General features: G+C 70.0%; 25 protein-coding genes and 1 tRNA gene. 12 read left to right on the top strand and 14 right to left on the bottom strand.

What is annotated here, in order from left to right:
* Positions 1 to 2: 2 nt before the first annotated feature.
* On the top strand, positions 3 to 2,468 hold the full coding sequence (locus PWG71_RS18890) for a glycoside hydrolase family 2 protein (protein WP_274811159.1): 2,466 nt from the start codon (positions 3 to 5) through the stop codon (positions 2,466 to 2,468).
* The gene (locus tag PWG71_RS18885; RefSeq protein ID WP_274811158.1) at positions 2,465 to 3,322 is read left to right on the top strand and encodes a LacI family DNA-binding transcriptional regulator; all 858 of its coding nucleotides are present in this window, start codon (positions 2,465 to 2,467) and stop codon (positions 3,320 to 3,322) included. The genes PWG71_RS18890 and PWG71_RS18885 overlap by 4 nt, the downstream gene beginning before the upstream one ends.
* A gap of 78 nt (positions 3,323 to 3,400) precedes the next feature.
* On the opposite strand, the gene PWG71_RS18880 is transcribed toward PWG71_RS18885, so the two are convergent.
* From PWG71_RS18880 to PWG71_RS18865, 4 genes are all read right to left on the bottom strand, one after another.
* A tRNA-Ser gene (locus PWG71_RS18880) sits at positions 3,401 to 3,488 on the bottom strand.
* A 41-nt stretch (positions 3,489 to 3,529) separates the two neighbouring features.
* Complete coding sequence (locus tag PWG71_RS18875) at positions 3,530 to 4,003, bottom strand: nucleoside deaminase (protein ID WP_274811157.1); 474 nt, start codon at positions 4,001 to 4,003, stop codon at positions 3,530 to 3,532.
* Complete coding sequence (locus PWG71_RS18870; protein ID WP_274811156.1) at positions 4,000 to 4,476, bottom strand: tRNA adenosine deaminase-associated protein; 477 nt, start codon at positions 4,474 to 4,476, stop codon at positions 4,000 to 4,002. The genes PWG71_RS18875 and PWG71_RS18870 overlap by 4 nt, the downstream gene beginning before the upstream one ends.
* Positions 4,477 to 4,519: 43 nt before the next feature.
* The gene (locus PWG71_RS18865) at positions 4,520 to 5,017 is read right to left on the bottom strand and encodes a tRNA adenosine deaminase-associated protein (protein WP_274811155.1); all 498 of its coding nucleotides are present in this window, start codon (positions 5,015 to 5,017) and stop codon (positions 4,520 to 4,522) included.
* A 279-nt stretch (positions 5,018 to 5,296) separates the two neighbouring features.
* Between PWG71_RS18865 and upp the strand changes: the two genes are divergently transcribed.
* From upp to abc-f, 6 genes are all read left to right on the top strand, one after another.
* The gene (gene upp, locus PWG71_RS18860; RefSeq protein WP_274811154.1) at positions 5,297 to 5,950 is read left to right on the top strand and encodes a uracil phosphoribosyltransferase; all 654 of its coding nucleotides are present in this window, start codon (positions 5,297 to 5,299) and stop codon (positions 5,948 to 5,950) included.
* Between the two features lie 413 nt (positions 5,951 to 6,363).
* Positions 6,364 to 6,597, top strand: coding sequence for a three-helix bundle dimerization domain-containing protein (locus PWG71_RS18855; protein ID WP_274811153.1), 234 nt, complete (start codon positions 6,364 to 6,366; stop codon positions 6,595 to 6,597).
* A gap of 333 nt (positions 6,598 to 6,930) precedes the next feature.
* Entirely contained in the window at positions 6,931 to 7,095 is a 165-nt protein-coding gene (locus tag PWG71_RS18850) for a hypothetical protein (protein ID WP_170293704.1), read from the top strand.
* A gap of 17 nt (positions 7,096 to 7,112) precedes the next feature.
* A complete protein-coding gene (locus PWG71_RS18845; RefSeq protein ID WP_274811151.1) occupies positions 7,113 to 7,622 on the top strand; it encodes a PH domain-containing protein in 510 nt (169 codons plus the stop codon).
* A gap of 392 nt (positions 7,623 to 8,014) precedes the next feature.
* On the top strand, positions 8,015 to 8,245 hold the full coding sequence (locus PWG71_RS18840) for a hypothetical protein (protein ID WP_274811149.1): 231 nt from the start codon (positions 8,015 to 8,017) through the stop codon (positions 8,243 to 8,245).
* Positions 8,246 to 8,855: 610 nt separating this feature from the next.
* Entirely contained in the window at positions 8,856 to 10,505 is a 1,650-nt protein-coding gene (gene abc-f / locus PWG71_RS18835) for a ribosomal protection-like ABC-F family protein (protein WP_274811147.1), read from the top strand.
* 424 nt (positions 10,506 to 10,929) lie between these two features.
* On the opposite strand, the gene PWG71_RS18830 is transcribed toward abc-f, so the two are convergent.
* A complete protein-coding gene (locus PWG71_RS18830) occupies positions 10,930 to 11,103 on the bottom strand; it encodes a hypothetical protein (RefSeq protein WP_274811250.1) in 174 nt (57 codons plus the stop codon).
* A gap of 60 nt (positions 11,104 to 11,163) precedes the next feature.
* Positions 11,164 to 12,519 (bottom strand): replicative DNA helicase, encoded by a 1,356-nt coding sequence (gene dnaB, locus PWG71_RS18825; RefSeq protein WP_274811145.1) that lies wholly within the window; start codon positions 12,517 to 12,519, stop codon positions 11,164 to 11,166.
* Positions 12,520 to 12,867: 348 nt separating this feature from the next.
* Here dnaB and PWG71_RS18820 point away from each other — a divergent pair, with 348 nt between their 5' ends.
* The gene (locus tag PWG71_RS18820; protein WP_274811144.1) at positions 12,868 to 14,217 is read left to right on the top strand and encodes an MATE family efflux transporter; all 1,350 of its coding nucleotides are present in this window, start codon (positions 12,868 to 12,870) and stop codon (positions 14,215 to 14,217) included.
* A gap of 42 nt (positions 14,218 to 14,259) precedes the next feature.
* On the opposite strand, the gene PWG71_RS18815 is transcribed toward PWG71_RS18820, so the two are convergent.
* From PWG71_RS18815 to PWG71_RS18790, 6 genes are all read right to left on the bottom strand, one after another.
* On the bottom strand, positions 14,260 to 15,075 hold the full coding sequence (locus PWG71_RS18815) for a peptidoglycan recognition protein family protein (protein ID WP_274811143.1): 816 nt from the start codon (positions 15,073 to 15,075) through the stop codon (positions 14,260 to 14,262).
* A 195-nt stretch (positions 15,076 to 15,270) separates the two neighbouring features.
* Positions 15,271 to 15,717: a 50S ribosomal protein L9 gene (gene rplI / locus PWG71_RS18810; RefSeq protein WP_274811142.1), complete on the bottom strand. Its 447-nt coding sequence runs from the start codon at positions 15,715 to 15,717 to the stop codon at positions 15,271 to 15,273.
* A 28-nt stretch (positions 15,718 to 15,745) separates the two neighbouring features.
* Positions 15,746 to 15,982 carry a 30S ribosomal protein S18 gene (gene rpsR / locus PWG71_RS18805; protein WP_073381321.1) on the bottom strand — a complete coding sequence of 79 codons (237 nt, stop codon included), beginning with the start codon at positions 15,980 to 15,982 and terminating at the stop codon, positions 15,746 to 15,748.
* A 126-nt stretch (positions 15,983 to 16,108) separates the two neighbouring features.
* Positions 16,109 to 16,714, bottom strand: a complete 606-nt coding sequence (locus tag PWG71_RS18800; RefSeq protein WP_274811141.1) for a single-stranded DNA-binding protein — start codon at positions 16,712 to 16,714, stop codon at positions 16,109 to 16,111.
* Positions 16,715 to 16,839: 125 nt separating this feature from the next.
* Positions 16,840 to 17,130: a 30S ribosomal protein S6 gene (gene rpsF / locus PWG71_RS18795; protein WP_274811139.1), complete on the bottom strand. Its 291-nt coding sequence runs from the start codon at positions 17,128 to 17,130 to the stop codon at positions 16,840 to 16,842.
* A 231-nt stretch (positions 17,131 to 17,361) separates the two neighbouring features.
* Positions 17,362 to 20,277 (bottom strand): transglycosylase domain-containing protein, encoded by a 2,916-nt coding sequence (locus PWG71_RS18790; RefSeq protein ID WP_274811138.1) that lies wholly within the window; start codon positions 20,275 to 20,277, stop codon positions 17,362 to 17,364.
* Positions 20,278 to 21,109: 832 nt separating this feature from the next.
* On the opposite strand from PWG71_RS18790, the gene PWG71_RS18785 reads away from it, so the two are divergent.
* Positions 21,110 to 22,180 carry an inositol-3-phosphate synthase gene (locus tag PWG71_RS18785; RefSeq protein WP_274811137.1) on the top strand — a complete coding sequence of 357 codons (1,071 nt, stop codon included), beginning with the start codon at positions 21,110 to 21,112 and terminating at the stop codon, positions 22,178 to 22,180.
* A 55-nt stretch (positions 22,181 to 22,235) separates the two neighbouring features.
* Entirely contained in the window at positions 22,236 to 23,528 is a 1,293-nt protein-coding gene (locus PWG71_RS18780) for an MFS transporter (protein WP_274811136.1), read from the top strand.
* Positions 23,529 to 23,535: 7 nt separating this feature from the next.
* Here the strand turns inward: PWG71_RS18780 and PWG71_RS18775 are convergent, their stop codons facing one another.
* Both PWG71_RS18775 and PWG71_RS18770 read right to left on the bottom strand, forming a co-directional pair.
* Complete coding sequence (locus PWG71_RS18775; protein WP_274811135.1) at positions 23,536 to 24,081, bottom strand: GNAT family N-acetyltransferase; 546 nt, start codon at positions 24,079 to 24,081, stop codon at positions 23,536 to 23,538.
* A 45-nt stretch (positions 24,082 to 24,126) separates the two neighbouring features.
* Positions 24,127 to 24,585, bottom strand: a complete 459-nt coding sequence (locus PWG71_RS18770) for an Lrp/AsnC family transcriptional regulator (protein WP_274811134.1) — start codon at positions 24,583 to 24,585, stop codon at positions 24,127 to 24,129.
* Between the two features lie 94 nt (positions 24,586 to 24,679).
* Here PWG71_RS18770 and PWG71_RS18765 point away from each other — a divergent pair, with 94 nt between their 5' ends.
* Positions 24,680 to 25,129 (top strand): rhodanese-like domain-containing protein, encoded by a 450-nt coding sequence (locus PWG71_RS18765; protein ID WP_274811133.1) that lies wholly within the window; start codon positions 24,680 to 24,682, stop codon positions 25,127 to 25,129.
* Positions 25,130 to 25,235: the final 106 nt, after the last annotated feature.

The raw sequence follows: 25,235 nt of genomic DNA, 5'->3' as shown, positions 1-25,235 counted from the left end.
AGATGCACCGTCACACCCTGCACGACGGCTGGCGACTGACCGCCACCGCCGGCCCCGTCCCCGAGCACATCGCGGACCGGGAGATCCCCGCCGAGGTGCCCGGGAGCACCCACCTCGACCTGCTCGCCGCGGACCTGATCCCCGAGCCCTACCTGGACGAGTCCGAGACCGGGCTCGCCTGGGTCCACCGCGCCGACTGGCGTTACGCCCTCACCTTCGAAGCCGAGGCCCCCGGCGACGGGGAACGCGTCGACCTGGCCTTCGACGGCCTGGACACCATCGCCACCGTCATCCTCAACGGCCACGTGCTCGGCACCACCGCCAACATGCACCGCGCCCACCGGTTCGACGTCCGCTCCGCGCTGCGCGCCGGGACCAACGAACTGACCGTGGACCTGCGTTCGGCCCTGGCGTACGCCGAGGAGAACCGCGCCGAACTCGGCGCCCGCCCGCACGTCAACGCCCACCCGTACAACATGGTGCGCAAGATGGCCTGCTCCTTCGGCTGGGACTGGGGGCCCGACCTCCAGACCGCCGGCATCTGGAAGCCGGTGCGGCTCGAACGCTGGAACACCGCCCGGCTCTCCCGGGTGCGTCCCCTGGTCACCGTCTCCCCCGACGGCACCGGCCGGGTCGAGGTCCACGTCGACGTCGAACGCTCCGGCCCTGACACCGACCTCCGCCTCACCGCCGAGGTCGCCGGCCGCACCGCCACCGCGACCGTCGCCGCAGGCGCCCGCACCGGCACCGTGGTCGTCGAGGTGGCCGACGCCGACCTGTGGTGGCCCGTCGGATACGGCGACCAGCCCCTGTACGACCTCGACGTCACCCTCGCCGCCGACGACACCACCCTGGACGGCGCGCGCCGCCGGATCGGTTTCCGCACCATCACCGTGGACACCGCGCCCGACGCGCACGGCACGCCCTTCACCGTCGAGGTCAACGGTCGGCCGATCTTCGTCAAGGGCGCCAACTGGATCCCCGACGACCACTTCCTCACCCGGATCACCCGTGACCGCCTCGCGCACCGCGTCGACCAGGCCGTCGACGCGCACATGAACATGCTGCGCGTGTGGGGCGGCGGCATCTACGAGACCGAGGACTTCTACGACGTCTGCGACGAGCGCGGCGTCCTCGTCTGGCAGGACTTCCTCCTGGCCTGCGCGGCCTACCCCGAGGAGGAACCGCTGTGGAGCGAGTTCGAGGCCGAGGCGCGCGAGAACGTCGCCCGCCTCACCTCGCACGCCTCCCTCGCCCTGTGGAACGGCGGCAACGAGAACCTGTGGGGCCACGAGGACTGGGGCTGGAAGGAACAGCTGGGCGACCTCACCTGGGGCCACCGCTACTACACCGAGCTGTTCCCCCGGATCGTCGCCGAACTCGACCCCACCCGGTTCTACTCCGACGGCAGCCCCTACTCCCCGGGCCTCACCCCGGAGGAGTCCCACCCCAACGCCGAAGCGCACGGCACCCGCCACGAATGGGAGGTGTGGAACCGCGTCGACTACCGCGGCTACCGCGACAACGTGCCCCGGTTCTGCTCCGAGTTCGGCTTCCAGGGACCGCCGACCTGGTCCACCCTCACCGACTGGATCCACGACGAGCCGCTCACCCCGGAGTCCCCCGCCTTCCTCCTCCACCAGAAGGCCGAGGACGGCAACGGCAAGCTCGGCCGCGGGCTGTCCGGCCACCTGCCGACGCCCACCACCTTCGCCGACTGGCACTGGGCCACCCAGCTCAACCAGGCCCGCGCCGTGGCGTTCGGCGTCGAGCACTTCCGCTCCTGGTGGCCGCGCACCGCCGGCACCCTCGTGTGGCAGCTCAACGACTGCTGGCCGGTCACCTCCTGGGCGGCCGTCGACGGCGAGGGGCGGCGCAAGCCCCTGTGGTACGCGCTGCGGGCGGCCTACGCGCCCCGCCTGCTCACGGTCCAGCCGAGGGACGGACGCCTCGTCCTCATCGCGATCAACGACACCGACGAACCGTGGGAGACGACGGTGCGGCTGGAGCGTCGGCACTTCGAGGGCGGGATACTAGACGGTACCCAGATCGACATCGCCGTTCCGCCCCGGTCCACGGCGGAGCACGAGCCGGCCCGATCGCTCTTCGCGGCCGCCGACGACACCCGGGAGGCGCTGGTGGCCACCACCGACGACACCCGTCTCGTGTACACCCTCCGCGAGGACGTCCACCTGGCCTACGACCCCGAGTCGCTCACCGCCACGGCCGTGGCCGTCCCCGGCGGGTACCGGGTGGAGGTCCGCGCGGCCTCGCTGACCCGAGGCGTGTCCGTGCTCGCCGACCGGGTCGCCCCGGACGCGGAGGTGGACGACATGCTCGTGGACCTGCTCGCGGGCGAGTCGCACACCTTCCTGGTGCGCACCTCGGCGGAGGTCGACCCGGCGGAGTTCACCCGGGCACCGGTGCTGCGCTCCTCCGGTTCCACGCACCCCCGTGGGAAGCGATGACCGCGCACGAGCGCGCCGGCGCGGTCGGGCTGATCCTGGCCCGACCGCCCCGGTTGTTGAGCGCCGAGCCCTTCTTCATGGAGTTCATCGCGGGCATCGAGGAGCGCCTGGCGGACCACGACATGTGGGTCATGCTGCACCTCGTCTCCACGCTCGATGAAGAGATCGCCGCCTACCGCCGCTGGGTGCGGCGCCGGGTGGTGGACGCGGTGGCGGTGGTCAACCCGACCGCGGACGACCCCCGGCCCGCGCTGTTGCGCGATCTGGGGCTCCCGTTCGTGGTGGCCGGCGCCCTCGCGGGAGCGGACCTCCCGGCGGTGTCCGCCGACCACGCGGCGCCCGTCCGGGAGGCCGTGGACCGGCTGCGGGCCCTGGGGCACCGCCGTATCGCCCGGGTGAGCGGCCCCGAACCGCTGCTGCACACCCGCGCCCGCACCGAGGCCCTCATCTCGACCTGTGCCGACACGGGGCTGCCCGCGCCGGCGATCCTGACGGGCGACTACTCGCACGAGGAGGGCGAGCGGCTCACCACCGCCCTGTTGTCCGCTCCGGAGCCGCCCACCGCGATCCTGTACGACAACGACGTGATGGCGGTCGGCGGGCTGGCGGCCGCCCGCGCCCTGGGCGTGGACGTCCCCTCCGGGGTGAGCCTGGTCGCCTGGGACGACTCCACCCGCTGCCGACTGTCCTCCCCCACGCTGACCGCGATGAGCGTGGACGTCCACCGCTACGGGACCGCCGTCGCCGAGGCCGCCCTGGAGGCGGCGGAGGGCCGACCGATCACCGAACGGTGGTCCCCGGCCGCCCGCTTCACCCCCCGCGGCAGCACCGGCCCCGCCCCGGAGTCGATCTGACCGCGAGTCGCCGAAGTCCTTTGTCGACACGGGCCCGGACATGAAAGAACCGCCCCCGGCTGTGCCGGGGGCGGCTGGTGGCGGTGGAGGGGGGATTTGAACCCCCGAAGGGTTGCCCCTTACCCGCTTTCGAGGCGGGCGCCATCGGCCACTAGGCGACTCCACCGTGGGCAACTCTACCGGATGAGGACCACTGCGGAAAACCGGTTACCCGCGCCGTTCGGAGAAGAAGCGGGTGAGCAGCCCGGCGCAATCGGCGGCGACCTCGGCCCCCACCAGGTCGGGCGGGACGACCTCGGGCCGGTGGTTCAGCCGGGGGTCCCGGACCAGGTCCCACAGGGATCCCGCCGCGCCTGCCTTGGGGTCGCGCGCACCGTAGACGAGACGGTCGATCCGGGAGAGCACCGTGGCGCCCGCGCACATGACGCAGGGTTCCAGGGTGACGACCAGGGTGCAGCCCGAGAGCCGCCATTCGCCGCGGGTCCGGGCCGCCGCTCGCAGGGCGAGGACCTCGGCGTGGCCGGTCGGATCGCCGGTGGCCTCGCGTTCGTTGTGTCCGCGACCGATGATGGCGCCCTCGGTGTCCAGCACCACGGCGCCCACCGGAACGTCCCCCGCGGCCAGGGCCCGCTCGCCCTCGGTCAGGGCCGCGCGCAGCGCGGCGTCGAGGGCGTGGTTCACAGCCTCATGCCGTCGAGCAGGTCGCCGAACCCGGCGCGGTCGGCCACGACCGCCAGGACGTCGGCGGGCAGGACTCCCCCGCCGACGGACAGCGAACGCAGTTCGTCGGACGGCATCCCGAACTCCTCCAGCAGGCCCGCGTCCCCGCCCGGGGCGGGCCCGCGGGAGGTCTCGGCCGGGCCGGCCGCCACGAGCATCCCCGTCTCGGCGAGCACCTCGGCCAGGGGATGTTCCTCCACCGCGCGGGCGTCGGACAGGTACACACGGGGCTCCCCGTCCTCGCCGACCCGCACGACGGCGAACCATTCGTCGTCTGCCTCCATGAGGATGACGGCGGATTCGGCTCCCGTGTCGGCGGCGAAGTCGAGCGCCGGATCGATGACGTCGTCGATGACGTCCACCTCCCCGAGTTCGAGTTCGGTTCCCCGCCACGCCTGCCCATCGGGCGCGAAGACGGCTGCGAAGGTCGACACCGCGTGCTCTCCTAGCTCTCCGGCCTGCGCTTCCCGGGACTCCCTACCCCATCGCGTCAAGGACACGCTGGAAGGACTGTGCGAATCCGAGCCGTTCGGAGATGCTGGCCAGCACCTCGTCCGGGTACAGGTCGAGGTCGCCCGCCAAGGCGCCCAGTTCCATCTCGTCCAGCCCCAGATCGGCGACGATCGACAGGTCTCCCGCGGGCAGGACCTGATCGAGATCGTCGTCGTCGGGCTGGTCGATGTCCAGGTGGTCGAGGACGTCCCGGGCCACCTGCCAGTCGACGGACGCGGTCACGTCGGAGAGGAACAGGGACACCTCACCGCCGTAAACCCGGACGATGATGAAGAAGTCGTCCCCGACCGAGACCAGACCGATCGTCCCGCTGATGCTGGGTTGTTGGCGCAGGGCATGGATGAGCCCCTTGAGGTCGTGCGTCAGGGCCACCGGGAGGAGATCGACCTCCCAGTACTCCTCTTCCCGGAACGCGACGGCCGCGAAGTCACCCGAGTCGTCACCATGATCGAGCACTGTCATCGTCACCCCAACCCGGCCGGTGCCATCAGTCCGGACGATGGAACCCGGATCGCCCGTGCGAGTGACATGGTAACGATCACTCCGTGCCCACCGTGGTCCTTGTCCGCTTCAGTCCGACAACGCTCTCACGAGTTGGGAGGACGCGCTCCCACGGGGGGTTCCCGTGAGCGCCCCGTGGGCTCGCGAGCACACGCCGGCGGGTGAGTGCCCGAGGCTAGACTCTGGCTGGCTCAGCTCCCCGGCCACCGTCCCGTCGTCCCAGCTCACCCGGAGACCACCTTGGAAACCCTGGTCGTCGATCACCCCTTGGTCGCGCACAAACTCACCACCCTGCGCGATGTGCGGACCGACTCTCCGACCTTCCGCCGCCTGACCGACGAGCTGGTGACCCTGCTCGCCTACGAGGCGACCCGCGACGTGCGAGTGACGGAGGTCACCATCGCCACGCCGCTGGTGGAGACCACCGGAACCCAGTTGAGCCGCCCCACCCCGCTGGTGGTGCCGATCCTGCGCGCCGGCCTGGGCATGCTCGACGGGATGACCCGACTGCTGCCCACCGCCGAGGTGGGTTTCCTGGGCATGGCCCGGGACGAGAAGACCCTTCAGCCGGCCACGTACGCCGACCGGCTGCCGCAGGACCTGTCGGGCCGCCAGTGCTACGTGCTCGACCCGATGCTGGCCACCGGCGGCACCCTGGCGGCCGCGCTCAAGCTCCTGGTGGACCGGGGCGCCGACCACATCACCGCGATCTGCCTGCTCGCCGCCCCCGAAGGGCTGACGGCGGTGAAGGAGAAATTGTCCGAAACCCTGGCCCCCGACCACGGCGCGACGCTGCGCGTGGTGACGGCGGCGGTGGACGAGCGACTCAACGAGAACGGCTTCATCCTTCCGGGGCTGGGAGACGCGGGCGACCGGCTGTACGGCTGCGCCTGATCCCCGGCCTCTCGGGCGCCCGACCGGTCTTCCGGTCGGGCGCTTTTTCGGTTGTTTTGAAGCCCGGATGAATGAATGGCCGAAAATCGGGCAGAGTCCCTCCATCGAACCACCATCGCCCCAGGTCGCAGCCGGAAGGACGATGGGCGGGCCGGACGCCAGGACGACACCTCAGACCGCATTATCCGAATTCATTTCGAGACGGGAACGTAACCGACAGGAGTGATCATGGTTCCAGGCCGCCCGTAACAAGGAACCTCAACGGCCCGAAACCACCTCCATCAGGACGCGTTCCACCGACCCCCACCCCTCGCCCATCCCGGACGCGGCCTTCAGGCGACCCCACGGTGACTACCGAAAGCCTCCGGTCGCGCACGCTGAGCCATCAGTCTCCCGAGCTCTCAAGGAGAGAGATGCCCGAGACCACCTCCGCCCCCACCGCCACCGACACGCGCTTCGCTCCCGTGGTGGATCGCCTCGCCTCGGAGTTCTCCGGGGTTCACCACGAGTCCACCGTGACCCGGTGTGTGGACGCCGCCCGGCACGGCGCCGAGGAGGTCACCGGCCGGGCCACCCCGGATCTGGTCGAGCGGATCGCCAGACAGCACCTCCAGGTGCTCGCCCTGGCCTTCGCGGAACGCGCCTGACCCCGTTTCCCCGGCATCCCGGAGAAATCTGACCCGACCCGAGTTCCCTTTTCGGGCGGGCCGACACACAGGGTGATTTTCGGCCTTGATCGATGCGCCCCACTTCTCCACAAAAGCCAGCCCAAACCTCCTGACCTGCCCTGGAAGACGCCCGAATTTCGGACCTTCGGCCACTCGGCGATCAACAGCACCGGAACCGGACACAGCCCGCAAGCGAGGAAGGTCCGACATACCGCCACGCCGAGGGTGCGCCCCAGGCTTTACGGGCAGGATTCCCGGTGCGACAATCGCTGCTGGGTCGGTGGGTCAGGTGGATTCCAAGGGGAGTCAGTCGTGGCGAAGTTGAAGAAATGGGGCGGCTACGCTCTCATCGGTTTCGTGGCGTTTTATCTGCTCACGCAACCCGAAAGCGCGGCGGGCGTGATCCAGAGTGCGCTCGGGGGGCTGATGGGCGGCGCCGAGTCGATGTCCCGCTTCGTTAACGCACTGCTGCCGTAGGGGGATGGTCGGGTGCCATGCGCCTCGTAGCGTCGAGTAACAGCGCCCCGGCTTCGGTCAACCGCTACCTGCTCCCACACGAGCAGGACGTGGTCACCATCCGGCGGCATCCCGCGGTCCTGGTGGGACCGGTGGGCGCGGTCCTGGGGACCCTGATCGTCGCCGGATTCCTCAGCAACACGCAGCTCGCCGATACACCGGCGGCACTGGCCATCATCTGGTGGTTGTGGCTGCTGGTCCTGGTGTGGTTCGTGTGGCAGGTCGCGGAGTGGTCGGTCGACTACTTCGTCATCACCTCCGCGCGCCTGTTGCTGACGACGGGGTTGATCACCCGGCAGGTGAACATGATGCCGTTGGGCAAGGTCACCGACATGAGGTTCGAACGCACCCTGATGGGGCGTTTCCTCGGTTACGGGACCTTCGTGATGGAGTCCGCGGGTCAGGACCAGGCCTTGAGCAAGATCGCGTTCATCCCGTACCCGGAGCAGCTCTACCTGGAGGTCGTGGGGCTCATCTTCAAGGAGTAGCCCCGCCACTCGCGTCCGATAGGGCACCCGCCTCCTGGGCGGGTGCTTCTCGTTTTTCCGGGTTCGGTGCGCCGGCGGAGGGCGCGCTCCACCTCTCCGCACGCCGACGGATCACCCGCCCGGCCCCCTCGCCGCCTCCCCGGGCCGCCGGGCCTCACGTCGCACCTAGAGGACAACCGATTCTCCCCTTGTTCACCTTCCGTTCACTTTGCTTCTTCGGCCGCTTCGCGCTCACGCGAGAGGCCCTGCGGAACCCCCCTGAAGAGCAGGGATTCTCTGTCCGTGGTCGCGGAAAGAGAGGTTCCCGACACGCGGAGGTTCGGAGAAGAATTGACTCGAAGGTGAACATAGGGTTAACTAGTGCTATCTGATACGGAAACGAGGAGGGCTTCATGGCACGCAGGACCGAACGTGCACCGCACCCGACTCGCTCCGTGAACGTCCGTCGACGCACTCGCTCCACCGAGGAGAACCTCCGCCTTGCCGGCCTCGCGCCGGACGCCGTGAGCGTTCCCCGACCGCGCGAGGACGCCGACACCATCGCCTCCGGGCACCCGATCATGCATTGGGTGCCGGTCACCGACGAGACCGGGCGCACCCGCCCCGAGGCCCGCTGGCTGTAGCCGCGCGTCAACGACGTACGCCCCCCGCCGACCATGCCGGAGGGGGCGCTCGGTTTTCACACCGGGCACGAGAGTGAGTGAAGGGCCGTCCCGCCGAGCGGGGCGGCCCTTCGTCCTTCCCCGCGCCGGAAGGCGTCTTGTCGTCGTGTCGACATATCGGTTTGAAGAAATACCCCTATTTCAGATGGCCTTATAGGGAGCCCGAGTTCGGAGCGTGAGTGATCCGCGTCTCACCGGATTCTCTCTTGACCTGATGCGAAACGAGACGTATCGTCTTGTTCATGAGGCTGTACTTCTTCCTGTGATCCCGCGCCCGACGCCCGTGTCCGAGCACATCGCGCCCCACCGCCTTCCGGCGGCCCCGCGCGGCTCCCTCGGCGTCGCTCCACCGCGGTCGATCCGGTACGGCCTCTTCGTCGTCTCCACGCCCCGGGACCGGTGCCCCCGAAGCACCCCTCCGCCCGGCACCCGTGTGACGCGACCCGAGCCCTCCGGCGGCCCGCGGCCCGTTGACCCACCGGCCACACCGCACCCGAGGAGGCGGACCATGCGCACCGCTCGAATTCGATCCGCAGCCCGCGCCACCGAGATCACCCGAGGAGGAAAGCCCGTGCCCACGCCCCCGGTTCGATCCGCAGCCCGGGTCACCCTCACCGAGGTCGGCAAACGCTACGGCGATCACACCGTCCTGGACCGGGTGAGCCTGAGCATCGCGCCGGGCGAGCGCGTCGGCGTCATCGGTGACAACGGCTCCGGCAAGAGCACCCTGCTGCGGTTGCTCTCCGGAGAGGAGGAGCCCGACAACGGGGAGATGACCGTCATCGCGCCCGGAGGCATCGGTCACCTCCCCCAGATGGAACGGGTCGGGAGCGGCACCGTCGGCGACGCCATCGACGACGCCCTGTCGGACCTGAGGGAGATGGAGACCCGTCTGCGGGACCGGGAGGCGGAACTGGGCACCGCGGGCCCGGAGGGACTGGTGGCCTACGGTGACCTGCTCTCCGAGTTCGAGGCGCGCGGCGGCTACGAGGCCGACGTGCGGGTCGACGCCGGCCTGCACGGCCTCGGCCTGCCGAACCTGGATCGGGGTCGCCCGCTGCGCACGCTCTCCGGAGGGGAGCGCTCTCGGTTGGCGCTGGCCGCGGTGCTGGCGGCCGACCCGGAACTCCTCCTGCTCGACGAACCCACCAACGACCTGGACGACCGCGCGGTCGCCTGGTTGGAGCAGCGGCTCCGCGCCCACCGGGGCACGGTCGTCGCCGTCACCCACGACCGCGCCTTCCTGGCCGGGGTCACCGGGACCGTACTGGAGGTCGATCACGAGTCGCGCCGGGTGAACCGCTACGGCAACGGCTACGACGGCTTCCTCGCCGCGAAGGCCGCGGCCCGGGCCCGGTGGATCCGCGAGTACGACGTGTGGAGGACCGAGCTGGCCCGTCAGCGTCGGTTGGCGGAGAACAACGTCGCGGCACTCCAGGCCATCCCCCGCAAGATGGACAAGGCGGCCTTCGGTCACGGTGGCTTCCGGATGCGCGGGCGCGCGCACGGCGCCATGAGCCGGATCCGTCAGGCCAAGGAGCGGGCGGAGCGATTGATCGAGAACCCCGTCGCGCCGCCGCCGGTCCCGTTGGAGATGACCGCGTCCTTCGGGACCGCCGTCTCCGAGGACGGGGCGGTGCCGCCGGTGGAGCTGGAAGGGGTACGGGTCGACCATCGGCTCGCCGTTCCCGCGCTGACCCTGGCCCCGGGCGAGCGCGTGCTGGTCACCGGCCCCAACGGGGCGGGCAAGACCACGCTTCTGCGGGTCATGGCCGGGGAGTCGGCACCCGATTCAGGTCGGGTCGCCCGGAGGGGCCGGGTCGGCCATCTCCGCCAGGAGGACGGGGTGATCGTTCCAGGCCGGACGGTGCTCAAGTCCTACGCGGCCGGTCGCCCGGGGGCGGCCGAGGAACACCGGGACGAGCTGGCCGCGCTCGGCCTGTTCCGGCCCCGGGAAATGGACCGGTCGGTGGAGTCCCTTTCGGTCGGCCAGCGCCGTCGCATCGAGGTGGCCCGATTGACCTCGGACTCCTATGACCTGCTGCTGTTGGACGAGCCGACCAACCACCTCTCCCCGGGTCTCGTGGAGGACCTGGAGGAAGCGCTGTCCCGGTACCGGGGGGCGATGGTGATCGTGACCCACGATCGGAGAACGCGCGAACGCTTCACCGGTCGGCGGCTGGAGATGCGTGGGGGAATGATCGTCGCCGACACCGCCTGAGGTCGCCCTGGCGCTTTGTCGACAAATCGGCTTGACCATAAATCGGTAAATCAACTGACCGAAACCAGGGGGTGTGTCGGACACCGGCACACCCCTCTTTCGGTGTCCGAAAAGACCGACCTGATACAGCATAAGCCGTGCCCTTCGCCGACGGGACCGCTCCCGGCCGGCCGCTCCCCTCGTCCTCCCGAAGCCCCTCGGCGGGGGCGTGCCGTGACCGCCGGGCGGGCACCCGCGAGACCGCCGTGGACAGGCCGGAGAGGGCGTCCCAGGCCCCGACCGTGTCCCGTGAGGGGTCGGGGCTCGGCAGGACACCCGTCCGTACCCGGGCCACGTCCCCGAGAGGAGGCCATCGTGCACACGCCGGTCATGGCCGTGCCCCCCGCACCGATTCGTCGACGGCCGCCCCGGGCCCGCGCCCGGCTCACCGTTGGGCGGTGGTGGGGCCGACCCGGAAGCGTTCGGCGGCACGGCGCGGTGGTCGGCCGTCCTCGACCAGGCGGCGGGCCGACGCGAGGCGGCCTACGGGTGTGATTTCGGCGTGGGCGGTGTGGGCCGTCGAGGGCCTTCCGGAGTCGGTGCGGATGTCACGATCCACACCGCCACCGGAGGCCCTCTCGGCCTGTGCCGAGCGGAACGGGTGTCCGCGGGACACGCCCTAGCCGGGCGCCATGTCGACGAAGCGGCTGTAGTGGCCCTGGAAGGCCACGGTGACGTCGGCGGTGGGGCCGTTACGGTGCTTGGCCACGATGATGTCGGCCTCGCCGGCGCGCGGCGACTCCTTGTCGTGCACGTCCTCGCGGTACAGCAGGATCACCATGTCGGCGTCCTGTTCGATGGATCCGGACTCACGGAGGTCCGACACCTGCGGGCGCTTGTCGGTGCGCTGTTCGGGGCCGCGGTTGAGCTGGGAGAGCGCCACCACGGGCACCTCCAACTCCTTGGCCAGCAACTTGAGGGATCGGGACATCTCCGAGACCTCCTGCTGGCGGCTCTCCACCCGGCCGGGCGAGCTCATCAGCTGGAGGTAGTCGACGATGACCAGCTTGAGATCGTGCTGCTGTTTGAGCCGGCGGCACTTGGCCCGGATCTCCATCATCGACATGTTGGGCGAGTCGTCGATGAACAGCGGCGCGTTGGCGACCTCGCCCATGCGCCGGGCCAGCCGCGCCCAGTCGTCGTCGGTCATCAGACCCGAGCGCATGGTGTGCAGCGGCACCCGGGCCTCCGCCGAGAGCAGGCGCATGACGATCTCGTTGCGCCCCATCTCCAGGCTGAAGAAGACCGAGGTCAGATCGTTCTTGATCGACGCCGCCCGCGCGAAGTCCAGGGCCAGCGTGGATTTTCCGACGGCGGGTCGGGCGGCGATGATGATCATCTGGCCCGGGTGGAGTCCGTTGGTGAGGGCGTCGAAGTCGGCGAAGCCGGTGGGGACGCCCGTGAGGGTGCCGTCGTGGGAGGAGATCGCCTCGATCTCGTCCAGGGCGCCCGGCATGATGTCGGCCAGGGCGACGTAGTCCTCGCCGGTGCGCTTCTCGGCGACCTTGTAGATCTCCGCCTGGGCGTGGTCGACGAGGTCGTCCACCTCACCGTCGCCGGCGTAGCCGATCTGCGCGATGCGGGTGCCGACCTCGACGAGACGGCGCAGGATGGCGCGGTCGGAGACGATCTTGGCGTAGTAACCGGCGTTCGCTGCGGTGGGGATGGCCTCGGTGAGGGTGTGCAGGTAGAGGGCGCCGCCTACCCGGGTGACCTCGCCGCGTTTGGTGAGTTCGGCGTTGACGGAGATGACGTCGACGGGCTCACCGCGGGAGAAGAGGTCGACGACGGCGTCGTAGATGATCTGATGCGCCGGACGGTAGAAGTCCGCGGAGCGGATGATCTCGACGACCTGGGTGATGGCGTCCTTGGAGATGAGCATGCCCCCCAGCACGCTCTGTTCGGCCTGGATGTCGTGAGGGGGCGTGCGCTCGTATCCGCCGCCTTCTTCGGGTGGCTGCTCAGCGACGCTCACGAACAATCTCCCCTGGGCCGTGCTCCACCGACCCCGGGTCGGGACCGACCCTTCCAGGATGCCTCATGAAGGGTGCCGAAGACGCCGCCGGCGGAGTCGTCCACAGGCCTTCTAGCACCCGTTCGGCCCGGTCCGCAGGGGTTTCTCCGACCCATTGTGCACATAACCTGTGGATAACTTCGTACACGCCCCCTCTTATCGGTGTTGACCTGCGAAAACATGCTTCGCTACCCAGGTGTGCAACATGTCTCACAGGGCCGATTTCCACAGGTTATCCACAGGCATCTCAGGGCCTGTGGATAACTTCACGTCCTCATGGGAACGCCTGTCCGATACCGTGGCCTGGTCATGCGCAGACCGCTCTCCGCCGCGCCGTTCCGGCACCGCCACGACCGTGAGATCTTCGCCCTCGCGATCCCCACGTTCTTCGCCCTCGTCAGCGAGCCCCTGTTCCTGCTGACCGACTCCGCGATCGTCGGCACCCTGGGCACCGAGGCCCTGGCGGGGCTGGGCATCGCCGGCCAGGTCCTGCTGACCTTGGTGGCGGTCTGCGTCTTCCTCGCTTACGGCACCACCGCGGCGGTCTCCCGCAAGTTCGGCGCCGGCGACATCCCCGGCGGCATCCGGGACGGTATCGACGGGCTCTGGCTGGCCGTCCTCCTCGGTGTCGCCGCGATCGTGATCGGCTGGCCGCTCGGACCGGCCATGGTGGACCTGCTCGGCGCCTCCCCCGAGGTCGCCCCCCACGCCCTGACCTATCTGCGCGTCAGCCTGTTGAGCACGCCGTTCCTGCTCATCGTCATGGCGGGCACCGGCGTACTGCGCGGCCTCCAGGACGCCCGTACCCCGCTCGTCGTCGCGGTCGCCTCCTACGTGGCCAACGCGGTGTTGTGCGCGATCCTCGTACTGGTCCTGGACCAGGGCATGGCCGGCTCGGCCTGGGCGACGGTGCTGGCCCAGGGGGGCAGCGCGTTCTGGTACGTGGCGGCCATGGTCCGCCGCGCCCGCGCCGCGGGGGTCTCCCTCGCGCCGACGGCCGCCGGGCTGCGCGCTTCGGCCTCGGCCGGGTTCGCCCTGTTCCTGCGCAGCGTCTCGATGCGCGTGGTGGCCCTGGTGACGGTGGCCGTCGCGGCCCGGCTCGGCGACGCGCCGGTGGCCGCCCACCAGGTCTCCCACAACATCTGGGCGCTGCTGGTGTTCGCCCTGGACGCGATCGCGATCGCCGGGCAGTCGATCGTCGGCCGTTACCTGGGCGCGGGTGACGTCCAGGGGACGAGGGACGCCACCCGCCGCATGGTCGAGTGGGGCGTGATGACGGGCCTGGCCTTCACGGTCCTGGTGCTGGTGATCCTGCCCTGGGCCTGGATCCCGTTCACCTCCGATCCGGAGGTGCGCGCGCTCATCACCGCGTCCCTGATCGTGGTGGCCCTCCTGCAACCCCTGAGCGGGGTGACCATGGTCCTGGACGGGGTGCTCATGGGCGCCGGGGATCAGCGGTACCTGGCCTGGGCCTCCCTGTGGACGATGCTGGTCTTCCTGCCGTTCGCCCTGGTCGTCCCCTCCTTGGGGACGACCCCCGTGTGGGGTCTGATCGGGTTGTGGGGCGCCTACGGCGTGTGGATCCTCGCCCGCGCGGTCGCCCTGGGGCACCGGGCCCGGGGCGGGGCCTGGTTGGTCACCGGCGCGACCAGGCCCTGACCCGGGAGTCCCGGAGACGCGGAAATCCCGGGTCCGCCCGGATCAGAGGGAATCGTCGAGGTCGCCGACCGCCGGCCCGTGGTAGAAGGTCGCCACCCGCTCGGAGGTCGGGGCGGGCGGATAGGTGGGCAGCTGTTCCAGGGTGAGTTCGACCCCCGTCACCCGGCTGAGGTGCGAGAGCTGTTCCCTGAGCCGGGACGTGACGTCCTCGCGCAACCGCGGGAGCATCGCGTACAGCTCGTCCCCCGGGCAGTTGGTCGCGTTGTAGTCGCGGTGCCCGACGATGGCCTTCTCCGGGTCCAGCCGGTACACCAGGCACAGCCAGACACAGGTGTCCACCAGGGAGCGCATGAGCGCGTCCGGCGGGGCCACCGTGGAGTAGGTGCCCTCGTTCTCGATCCCGATGGTGTGCGAGTTGTGGTTGGCGGTGTGCGCGCCGATCACGTGCCCGCCGTCGGCGATCGCCCGGAGGGTGCGGTCGCGACCCTCCATGATGTGCCCGCCGCGGCTGATGGTGAGCTGTTGACCCGTGTCGCTCCACCCGTTGTGGTCCATGTGGTACCGCTGGATGGAGCGGGACAACGCCGCCGCGTGCGAGGTCGAGGTGTCGGAGACGTTCCCGGTCGCCGTGTGGTGCACGACGATGTGGGTGGGCCCCTGCGGCCGGACCTCGATGCGGTTCCTGGGGTTGCGGGCCTTCCAGTCCGCCCGGGTGTACACCTTGGGCATGGCGGCGGCCCAGGCCCGGTCCGCGGGGGTGAGGCCCAGCAGTCCGCCGAGGAGTACGCCCCCGGCCGCCAGCACCGTACCTTTGAGGACCGTCCTGCGGTCCGGTGGGTACTCCGGTCGTCCGTTCATCGGCCCGTCGTCCTCTCAGTGCGGAGCGTCGCACCACGCGACATCAACACAGAGAACACGATAGGTTACAAAGAGTAGTCAAAGGGTGGCTTTCGTGGGGCCCCGGCGTGTTGGCCACCCGCGTCGGGAAAGCAGGACGGGCCCCGTTCCTCCACGGAGGAACGGGGCCCGTCGGGCACGAGCGGAACGCCCGGATCAGACGCCGGCGACGTCCAGATTGATCGTGGCGACGACCTCGGGGTGCAGGCGGACCTGGACCTTGTAGGCGCCGACCGACTTGATCGGGTTCTTGACCTCGATACGACGCTTGTCCAGCTCCGGACCACCGGCGACCTTGACGGCCTCGGCGATGTCCGCGGGCGTGACCGAACCGAAGAGACGGCCACCCTCACCGGCGCGCTGCTTGAGGCGCACGTTGAGCGCGGAGACCCGGCCGGCGACCTGCTTGGCCTCGTCCAGGGTCCGGATGTCGCGCGCCGAGCGGGCGCGCTGGATCAGGTCGATCTGCTTCTGACCGCCGCGCGTCCACCGGATGGCGAACCCGCGGGGAAGCAGGTAGTTGCGGCCGTAACCGTTCTTCACCTCGACGACATCGCCGGGGGCTCCGAGACCGTTGACCTCGTGGGTCAGGATCAGCTTCATGACAAAAACCTCCCTCGGAGAATCCCCGCTAGCGAGCGGTGCTGGTGTAGGGCAGCAGGGCCACCTCGCGCGCGTTCTTGATCGCGGTCGCGACGTCGCGCTGGTGCTGGGTGCAGTTACCCGTCACACGGCGGGCGCGGATCTTGCCGCGCTCGGAGATGAACTTGCGGAGAAGCGTGGTGTCCTTGTAGTCGATGTAGGACTGCTTCTCCTGGCAGAAGAAACAAACCTTCTTCTTGGGCTTGCGCGCTGCCGGCTTCGCCATCGTGGTGCTCCTTCGCAAGAGCCCCGGGGTCCACCCGGGGATGGTCTGAGGACGTGTGTACATGGACTCGGCGCCTTGGGGCGCCGGGCCGGGGTGATGCGTTGTGCGACCGGTGGTCCGGACGGTCTAGAACGGCGGGTCTTCGGAGAAGCCGCCGCCGAAACCGCCACCGCCACCGCTGCCGCCGCCGTTGTTCGCCCACGGGTCGTCGGCGGGGGGACCGCTGCGGCCGCCGCCCTGAGGCTGGCCGCCGCCGAAGCCACCGCCCTGGTTCCCGTAGCCGCCGCCCTGCGGGCTCGCGCCCTGAGGCTGGCCGCCACCGAAACCGCCACCGCCGCCCCCGCCGAAACCGCCACCGCCGCCCTGGCGCTGCGTCTTGGTCACCTTGGCGGTGGCGCTGCGCAGAGCCGGGCCGACCTCGTCGACATCGATCTCGAAGACGGTGCGCTTCTCACCCTGCTGGGTGTCGTAGGAGCGCTGCTTGAGCCGCCCCTGGACGATCACGCGCATACCGCGCTGGAGGCTTTCCGCGACGTTCTCCGCGTACTGCCGCCAGACGGTGCAGGTGAGGAACATGGACTCGCCGTCCTTCCACTCCCCCGACGCGCGGTCGAAGGTGCGCGGCGTCGAGGCCACGCGGAAGTTGGCGACCGCGGCTCCACTGGGAGTGAAGCGCAGTTCAGGATCGTCGACGAGGTTGCCGACGAGCGTGATCTGGGTTTCGCCTGCCATGAAAGGGCTCCGGTTCGAGATAGATCGGATCAGGCGGTTTCGCCTGCTCCCCCGATCATCCGCTCCACCACCGACAGACGGTGGGGAGGCCGAGGATCAGAGGTAGGGGGTGCGGGCGAGAGCCGCTAGTGGACCTCGGGCCGGATGACCTTGGTGCGGAGCACGGCCTCGGCGATACCGAGCTGGCGGTCCAGCTCCTTGACCGTGGCGGGCTCGGCCGTCAGGTCGATCACGGCGTAGATGCCCTCGGGGTTCTTTTCGATGTCGTAGGCGAGCCGACGCTTGCCCCAGATGTCGACCTTCTCGACCGAGCCGCCGTCGTTGCGCACGACGGACAGGAAGTTCTCCAGCGACGGGGCGACGGTGCGCTCGTCGAGGTTCGGGTCGAGGATGACCATGATTTCGTAACGACGCATAGGCGTACGTTCCTCCTCTGGACTGTCGCGGCCATGGAATCTCCATGGCAGGAGGGCAGGAGCCCGCCGGGATGTCCCGCGCGTGGGCGCGGGAGGTGCGGGCTCAGAGCCATACGGGAACCAAGGTTACCAGCAGCCGAAGACCGGAATCCGCGATCCGCCTCACCTGTGGAGAACGCGGAGGGGGCCGGCGCGCGATGCGCGCCGGCCCCCTCTCATGTGGCGGTCGGATCAGTCGTCACGCGAGCCGAGGATGACCACCCGGCCGTTCTGACTCTGGTCCTGTCCGGGGCGGCCGGTGTTGCCGTCGTCACCATCGTCATCACCGGACCAGCAGGGGTCGTCCAGGGGGAGACCGAAGCAGTCCTCCGGACCCGGGCTCTCCCCGTCGTTATCGCCGTCATCGCCCGGGCACTCGAAGTCGAACCGTTCGCAGTCGGGCTCGGTCGGGAACCCGGCGCAGTTGGGGTTGTTCGGGTCGACGTCGTTCGGGTCGCACGGGACGTCCGGGGTGGGATCGTCACTCGGCTCCTCCGGGGAGTCGCTCGCGGACGGCGTCGGATCGGGACTCGGCGAGGGGGCGAAGCTCTGGTCCGTGCCGACGTTCGCGGCCGGCGGGAAGTTCTGCGGCTCCAGTTCCATGATCTCGATGGCCTGGACCATGAACGCGTTCCACACCGTGGCCGAGGTACGGCCACCGTACACATCGCTGTTGGCGATGCCGTCGAACTCCAGACCGACGTTGGCGTCCTCGCGGCTGAGGCCCACGGCCACGGACAGCTGGGGCACGTAGCCGACGAACCAGGCCGAGATGGCGCCGGAGGAGGTACCGGTCTTGCCGGCGACCGGGCGACCGTCGGGCAGCGCGGCGTTGGAACCACCGCCGTTCGCGACGACCTCGGTCAGTGCGTAGGTGACGTCGTTGGCGACGTCGGCGCTCATGGCCCGGGTCCCGGTCTCGATCTCCTGCACGTCGTTGGGCTGGACCTCGGTGCCCTCCTTGCTGGTCACCTTGGTCACCATGTGGGCGGGGCGGTGCAGACCCTGCGCGGCGAAGGTGGCGTAGCCGGTGGCCTGGTCCAGGGCACTGACCTGGTGGGTGCCCAGGGCGATCAGCGGCCCCTGGGTGGAGGTCTTGATCTGCTCCGGGTCCACACCCGCGGCGACGGCCGTCTCGTCGACCTTGACCGGGGTCACCTTCTCGGCGAGCTGCACGTACGGGGTGTTGTAGGAGTGCATCGTGGACTCGACGAGGTCGACCGCCCCGTGGCTTTTCCCGTCGGCGTTCTTGACCTCGCTCTCCAGACCGGCGAAGTTCTGCGGCGAGTCGCCGTTCATCAGGGTCCTGAGGCTGATGTTCTGTTTGAGCGCCTCGGCGAGCACGTAGGGCTTGTACGACGAACCCGCCTGGGTGCGCTCCACCAGGGACTGGTTCAACTGGACGCCCACGTCGGAACCGCCGCGGAAGGCCACGATCTCGCCGGTGGCGGGGTTGATCGCGGTCAGACCCTTGCGGGTGTCCTCCGGATGTCCGGGCAGGGTGTCGAACGCGGAGTAGGCCGCGTCCATGAGGTCGGGGTTGAGGGAGGTCTCGACCTTGTAGCCCTTGGTGGCGATCTGCTCCGAGGTGAGCCCGTAGCGCTCGACGAGTTCGGTGATGACGGCGTCGCGGACGTAGCCGGGCTTGGGGTCGAACTCGTCCTCGGTCTCCTCCTCGGACTCCTCGCCCTCGGCACTGGGGCCCCACTGGGTCGTCGGGGGGATCTCCAGGGCCTGGGCCTCCTCCTTGGACAGCCCACGGCCGTTCTCCTCCTTCATGGCCGCCAGCTGTCCCTGCATGTAGGGCCAGCGCTCCTCGTGGAGGTATTTTTCGGTCCAGGGACCCAGTTGGGAGTTCTCGAAGTTGGCCGGCATCTGGATGACGAGGCCGAGGTAGGCGGCCTCCGCCTCGTCGAGTTCCGTCACGCTCTTGTCGAAGTACTGGCGGGCCGCCATCTCGATCCCCATGGCCTGACGGCCGAAGTAGATCGTGTTGACGTAGCGCTCCAGGATCTCCTCCTTCTCCATCCTCTGGCCGAGCTTGATGGAGATGAAGATCTCGCGGATCTTGCGCTCGATGGTGCCGTAGCCGTCGAGGTCGCTGTAGTAGTTGCGGGCCATCTGCTGGGTGATGGTCGAGCCGCCGCCGGCCTCGCCGCGGTAGACCAGGGCACGGCCGATGCCCATGATGCTGATCGCGGGGTCCTCGAAGAACGTGTGCTGCTCGGCGGCGATGATGCCGTCGATGACGTGCGGCGGGATGTCCTCGTACTGGACCTCGATACGGCGGACCTCGCCGGTGGTGACCGCGACGTCGCCGGTCTCCCAGAAGATCTGGGTGGCCGACCGCATGGCGTCCTCCTTCGCGTCCAGATCCTTGGGGTCGGGAGCCTGGGCGTAGAGGAGCGCGAAGGCCGCCACACCGCCGATGATCATCAGGCCGAACACCGCCAGCGCGGGCTTCCAGGCCTTGGACAGGAAGCGCTTCCACCAGGGGCGGTCGTCCGGCCCCTCCTCGCGGCGGCGTCCACCGCCGCCACGTCCCCCACCGCGTCCGCCACCGCCGGCGGCCGCGGCCGCACGGCGTCGGCCGCCCTCTGAGCGGGCACCGTGCTCACGGTCGCGGGGGTCGCGCGGACCACCCTCGGCACGCCGACGGCCGCCGGGGCGGGCACCGTCCTGCGGCGGCCGGCGTCGGCCGCCCTCGGAGCGGGCACCGTGCTCGGCGTCCTCCGGGCGGCGCCGGGGTCGCTCGCCGTCGGCCGGAGGCCGGCGGCGCGGGCCTTCACCGCGGCGACGCGGGTCGTCCTCGGGCGGGCGGCGGCGCTGCCCCTGGCCCTCCGGGCGGCGCGGACGCTCACCCTCGGCCCTACGGCGGCCGCCCCGGTCCTCGGGGCGCGCGTCATCGGCGGGGGGACGACGCCTCGGACGGTCCTCCTCCCCCCAGAAACCATTCTCCGCATCCGGGGATCGGCGCCCTCCGGCACGTTGTTCCCGGGGCGGCGGGCCCTCGGCCCGGCGCCTCCCGCCGTTGCCGCCGGGGCCGTTCGCCGGGCCGTCGGCCCGGCGACGGCCGTCATCGGCGCTCCGTCGTCGTTCGGTACTCACGTGGTCCTCGATTGCCTTTCGCGGCCGGTCGGCCTGACGATTCCTTGGTGGAACGGGGGGACGGTCCCCCTGGGGGATCGGTGGTCCGCGACCTGTTCCACGGTGACGGGGCGGGGCCTTGCCCGAACCCCGTCACCGTCGCCCGTGCTTCAAGGCTTGATAAAAGGACGCCCCGGTCGGGGCGAAGGTTTTCAACAGGTCACGAAGACGTCGGCCGCTGCATCCTCCTGGTCCTCGGCCGGTAGGGACCTCAGCCCCGTAGGTGTCGGCCGATGTCCATCGTGTCGGGGGCGGGGCGGGGAGCTGTACCGGCCATCACACGCAAATCACAGGTCACGTTAAGGCGAGGAGCCGGTATAGCACAACCCACGCGCGAGAGTACCGCGTGCGGCGGAACAATCCACCACGTACCGCCTGCCTCGTACCGTTCACGCTGTTCGCGGCCATGGAACCGAACACCGGTCGGTATCACCAGGGAAGGTCGAGGCGGTGTCGGCGCAGAATGGAGGGGGTGTGTGACATTTCGCGCGCGACGCGACGGAGGAGGGGACGGACACGGAAGGGTGCCGACGCTTGCGGAACGATGGTGTCACCCGGCGTGACATGCGGTTCCCCGGATGACCGAAGATAGAGTCATATCCGAACAAAACAGGCGGAGACGCATGTTCCTCCCCCGCCCGACCGTCCGGGTCGGGAACAGAAACACCGTGCGAACCGCTGAGCACATACGGAGAACGAACGCGGGGCGGCCGTCCCCCACCGGCCCCAGGGCACGGGGGCGCCGTCGCGCGCCGTGGCATCCATGTTCGCGAACGAGAAGGAGCAAGGACCAATGGGTTCGGTACGTGTAGCCGTCGTGGGCGTCGGCAATTGTGCGGCGTCGCTCGTCCAAGGCGTGCACTACTACAAGGACGCCGACCCCGATTCCCGGGTCCCGGGCCTGATGCACGTTCGGTTCGGTCCCTACCACGTGCGCGACATCGAGTTCGTCGCCGCCTTCGACGTGGACGCCAAGAAGGTCGGCCACGATCTGGCCGACGCCATCGTGGCCAGTGAGAACAACACCGTCAAGATCTGCGACGTGCCGCCCACCGGCGTCACCGTCATGCGCGGCCCCACCTACGACGGTCTCGGCAAGTACTACCGGGAGATGATCCAGGAGTCCCCCGAGGACGCCGTGGACGTGGTCGCCGCCCTCAAGCACAGCGAGGCCGACGTCCTCGTCTCCTACCTCCCCGTGGGCTCGGAGGAGGCCGGCAAGTTCTACGCCCAGTGCGCGATCGACGCGGGCGTGGCCTTCGTCAACGCCCTGCCGGTGTTCATCGCCTCCGACCCCGAGTGGGCCGCCAAGTTCACCGAGGCCGGCGTGCCGATCATCGGTGACGACATCAAGTCCCAGGTGGGCGCGACCATCACCCACCGGGTGCTGTCGAAGCTGTTCGAGGACCGCGGTGTGATCGTCGACCGCACCTACCAGCTGAACTTCGGCGGCAACATGGACTTCAAGAACATGCTCGAACGCGACCGCCTGGAGTCCAAGAAGATCTCCAAGACCCAGTCGGTCACCTCGCAGATCCCCCACGAGCTGAAGGCCGGTGCCGTGCACATCGGCCCCTCGGACCACGTGCCGTGGCTGGACGACCGCAAGTGGGCGTACGTGCGCCTGGAGGGTCGTGCCTTCGGCGACGTGCCGCTCAGCCTGGAGTACAAGCTGGAGGTCTGGGACTCCCCGAACTCCGCGGGCATCATCATCGACGCGGTGCGCGCCGCGAAGATCGCCAAGGACCGCGGCGTCGGCGGCCCGATCCTCGCGCCCTCCTCCTACTTCATGAAGTCGCCGCCCGAGCAGTACAGCGACGCCGAGGCGCACGACGCGGTCGAGCGCTTCATCGCGGGCGAGTAGCGCGGGGCGGACGCCCGGGGCCGGCCCGGCCCCGGGCACGCCCTACCCTGGTGGCGTGTCCTTCTTCGGCGATCTGCGCACGGTTCTCCAGGGCTCCCGGTTCCGCCGGCTCTTCGGTACCCGGCTGGTCTCGCAGTTCTCCGACGGGGTCTATCAGGCGGGCCTGGCCGGCTTCGTCTTCTTCAACCCCGAGCAGCACACGAGCGCGGCCGCCGTGGCGACGGCCTTCGCGGTGCTGCTCCTGCCGTTCTCGGTGGTGGCGCCGTTCGCCGGGGTGCTCATCGACCGGTGGCCGCGCCGCCAGGTGCTCCTGCTGTCCGCGCTGGCCAAGGCCGCGCTGGCGGTGGTCAGCGCGGTGGTGGTGACCGGGGGCGAGGGCCCGGCCTTCTTCGTCGCGGCGCTCCTGGTGTTGAGTGTCAATCGGTTCTTCCTGTCCGGGCTGTCCGCGGGGCTGCCGTACGTGGTGCCGCGCGAACAGCTCATGATGGCCAACGCCGTCACGCCGACCTGTGGGACCGTGGCGAGCTCACTGGGCACCGGAGCCGGTCTGGTGCTCGGGGTGCTCGGCGGTGCCGGAGCGCTCGGTACGGGCGTCGTCCTGGTGACCGCCGCTCTCGGCTTCGTCGGCGCCGGGCTGGTCTCCCTCTCCCTGGGGTACCGGGAGCTGGGCCCCCACATGGAGCGGGAACCCGCTGAGGTGCGGGACGCCGTGCGGGGATCGGTGCGCGGCATGGTCGCCGGGGTGCGGCACATCTGGTCGCGCCCGCCGGCCCGGGACGCCCTGGCCACGATCGGGCTGCACCGGACGCTGTTCGGGATCTCCTCGCTGATGACGCTGCTGCTGTACGACAACACGTTCACCGGCGGCGGGGTGGCGGGCCTGGCCGGGTTCTCCGTGGCGGCGGCGGTGCTGGCGATCGGGTTCTTCCTCGGCGCGGTGGCCACCCCGTGGGCGACGAAGCGGATGACGCCGGGGACGTGGATCCGACTCCAGCTGCTGGCGGCGGCGGTGGCGCTGGTGCTCTTCGCCCTGCCGTTCTCACCCGTGCTGTTCCCGGTGGCGGCGTTCGTGCTGGGGTTCGTGTCCCAGGGGGTGAAGGTCACCGTCGACACGTTGGTACAGCGACATGTCGACGACGCCTTCCGCGGCCGCGTGTTCTCGGTGTACGACGTGCTCTTCAACGCCACGTTCGTGCTCGGCGCGGCGTTGGCCGCGGCTCTGGTGCCGCCCTCGGGGGCGGGGGCGACCGTGGTGATCGGGATGGCCGCCGTCTACCTCGCGGCGAGCCTGGTCTGGTCCCTCAGGGAGCGCGTCACCGTCGCGCTGCCCGAGACCACGGAGGCGTGAGCGGGTCTCAGGCGACACGCCCCTTGGTCGACGTGTCGACCTGTTCGTGTGTCGTCCTGTAGATCTCCAGGCCCCGCGCGCGGTAGTTGGTGAGCGCGTGCTCGCCGTCGAGGGAGCAGGTGTGCAGCCATACCCGGCGGGTGGGCTCCCGGCCGGGGAGCCGGTCTGCCAGGTCCCAGGCGCGACGCAGGGCGAGGGTGAGCGTGTGCCCGCCCAGCCCGTGGCCGAGGAAGCCGGGCATGAGACCGAAGTAGAGGATCTCGACCGCGCCGTCGTCCTGGGCCTCCAACTCGGCGTAGCCGGCGGGGGCCCCGTCCTGGTAGAGCACCCAGGTCTCCACGGCGGGGCGGTCGACCCAGGCCCTCCACCGCTCCGGGGTCCAGGTGAGGCGGTCGACCCACTGCCAGTCACCGCCGACGCGCTCGTAGAGGAACCGGCTGAACGCGGGGCTGGGGATCCCCACACGGACGAACCGTACGTCGCCCTCCGGCTCCCGCGCGGGGCGCAGGTCACCGAGGTCGGTCATCTCCAGGTACCAGGTGGTCAGGCTCATCGCGCCAGTGTCATGCCGAAGGTCCGATCCGCGCAATGACCGCCGTCACGCCCTTCGCGCCTCGGTGGGCGCGCGCCCGGTGAGCGGGCTGGAGTAGACGACGTTGGTGGTGACCGCGCCCAGGGTGGCGACGCGACCCACCACCTCCTCCAGGTGACGCATGGAACGTGCGAGGACCTTGAGCAGGAAGCAGTCCTCACCGGTGATGTGGTGGGCTTCGAGGATCTCGGGCGTGGTGGCCAGCAGGTCGTGAAAGGGCTTGTGGTTGCCGTTGGGGTAGGACAGGCGGACGAAGGCGGACACGGTGAACCCCAACCGCTCGGGGTCGACGACGGCGGTGTAACCGGAGATGACGCCGGCGGCCTCCAACCGGCGCACGCGTTCGGCGACGGCGCTGGCGGACATGGCAACGGTCCGGGCCAGCTCGGCGTACCCGGCCCGGCCATCGGCCTGGAGGGCGGCCAACAGGCGCAGATCGGTCTCGTCCAGGGATACGTCGGTCATGAAAGGGATATACCGCGTGTTCCACGGTCGGAACAAGGTGAGACCGTGGATCACACCTGTTCCCCGATCGGTCCCCGAATCTAGCCTTGTCGACATGATGACATCGCGTTTCGCCGACCCTTCCGAGGCCGTCGCCCACTTCTCGGCGCGTCTGGCCCTGTACACCGACGTGTCCGACGTGAGTGCCGCCATGGCGACCGGGGACCCGGGTTTCACCCTGGTGGACACCCGCGCCGACGTCGCCTGGGACCAGGCCCGCGTGCCCGGCGCGGTACACCTGCCCAGGACCCGGATCGCCGCGGAGGCGGCCGCGCTCGTCGACCCGTCCCGACCGGTGGTCGTGTACTGCTGGGGCCCGGGGTGCGACGGCGCCGCCAAGGGCGCCCTGGAGTTCGCCCGTCTGGGATACCGCGTCAAGGAGATGGCGGGCGGCATCGAGTACTGGATCCGCGAGGGTTTCGCGGTGGAGACCGCCGATGGGGCCCGGCGTTCCCCGGCCGACCCGCTGACCGCCCCCGAGGGCGCCCCCACCTGTGCCTGTTGAGCGGGACGGCCGGACTCCGAAGCCGGGGTGTCGACATGTCCATACAGCGATCGATCCTTCCGTGATCAATCCATCACTTGCTGTAGTGTCCCGGCCAAGGACTCGT

Source organism: Nocardiopsis sp. N85 (genome assembly GCF_028882275.1).
In the GTDB taxonomy this organism is placed as follows: Bacteria; Actinomycetota; Actinomycetes; order Streptosporangiales; family Streptosporangiaceae; genus Nocardiopsis; species Nocardiopsis lambiniae.
Note: the sequence above shows the minus strand (reverse complement) of the source record. Positions and strands in the feature narration are given on the sequence as shown.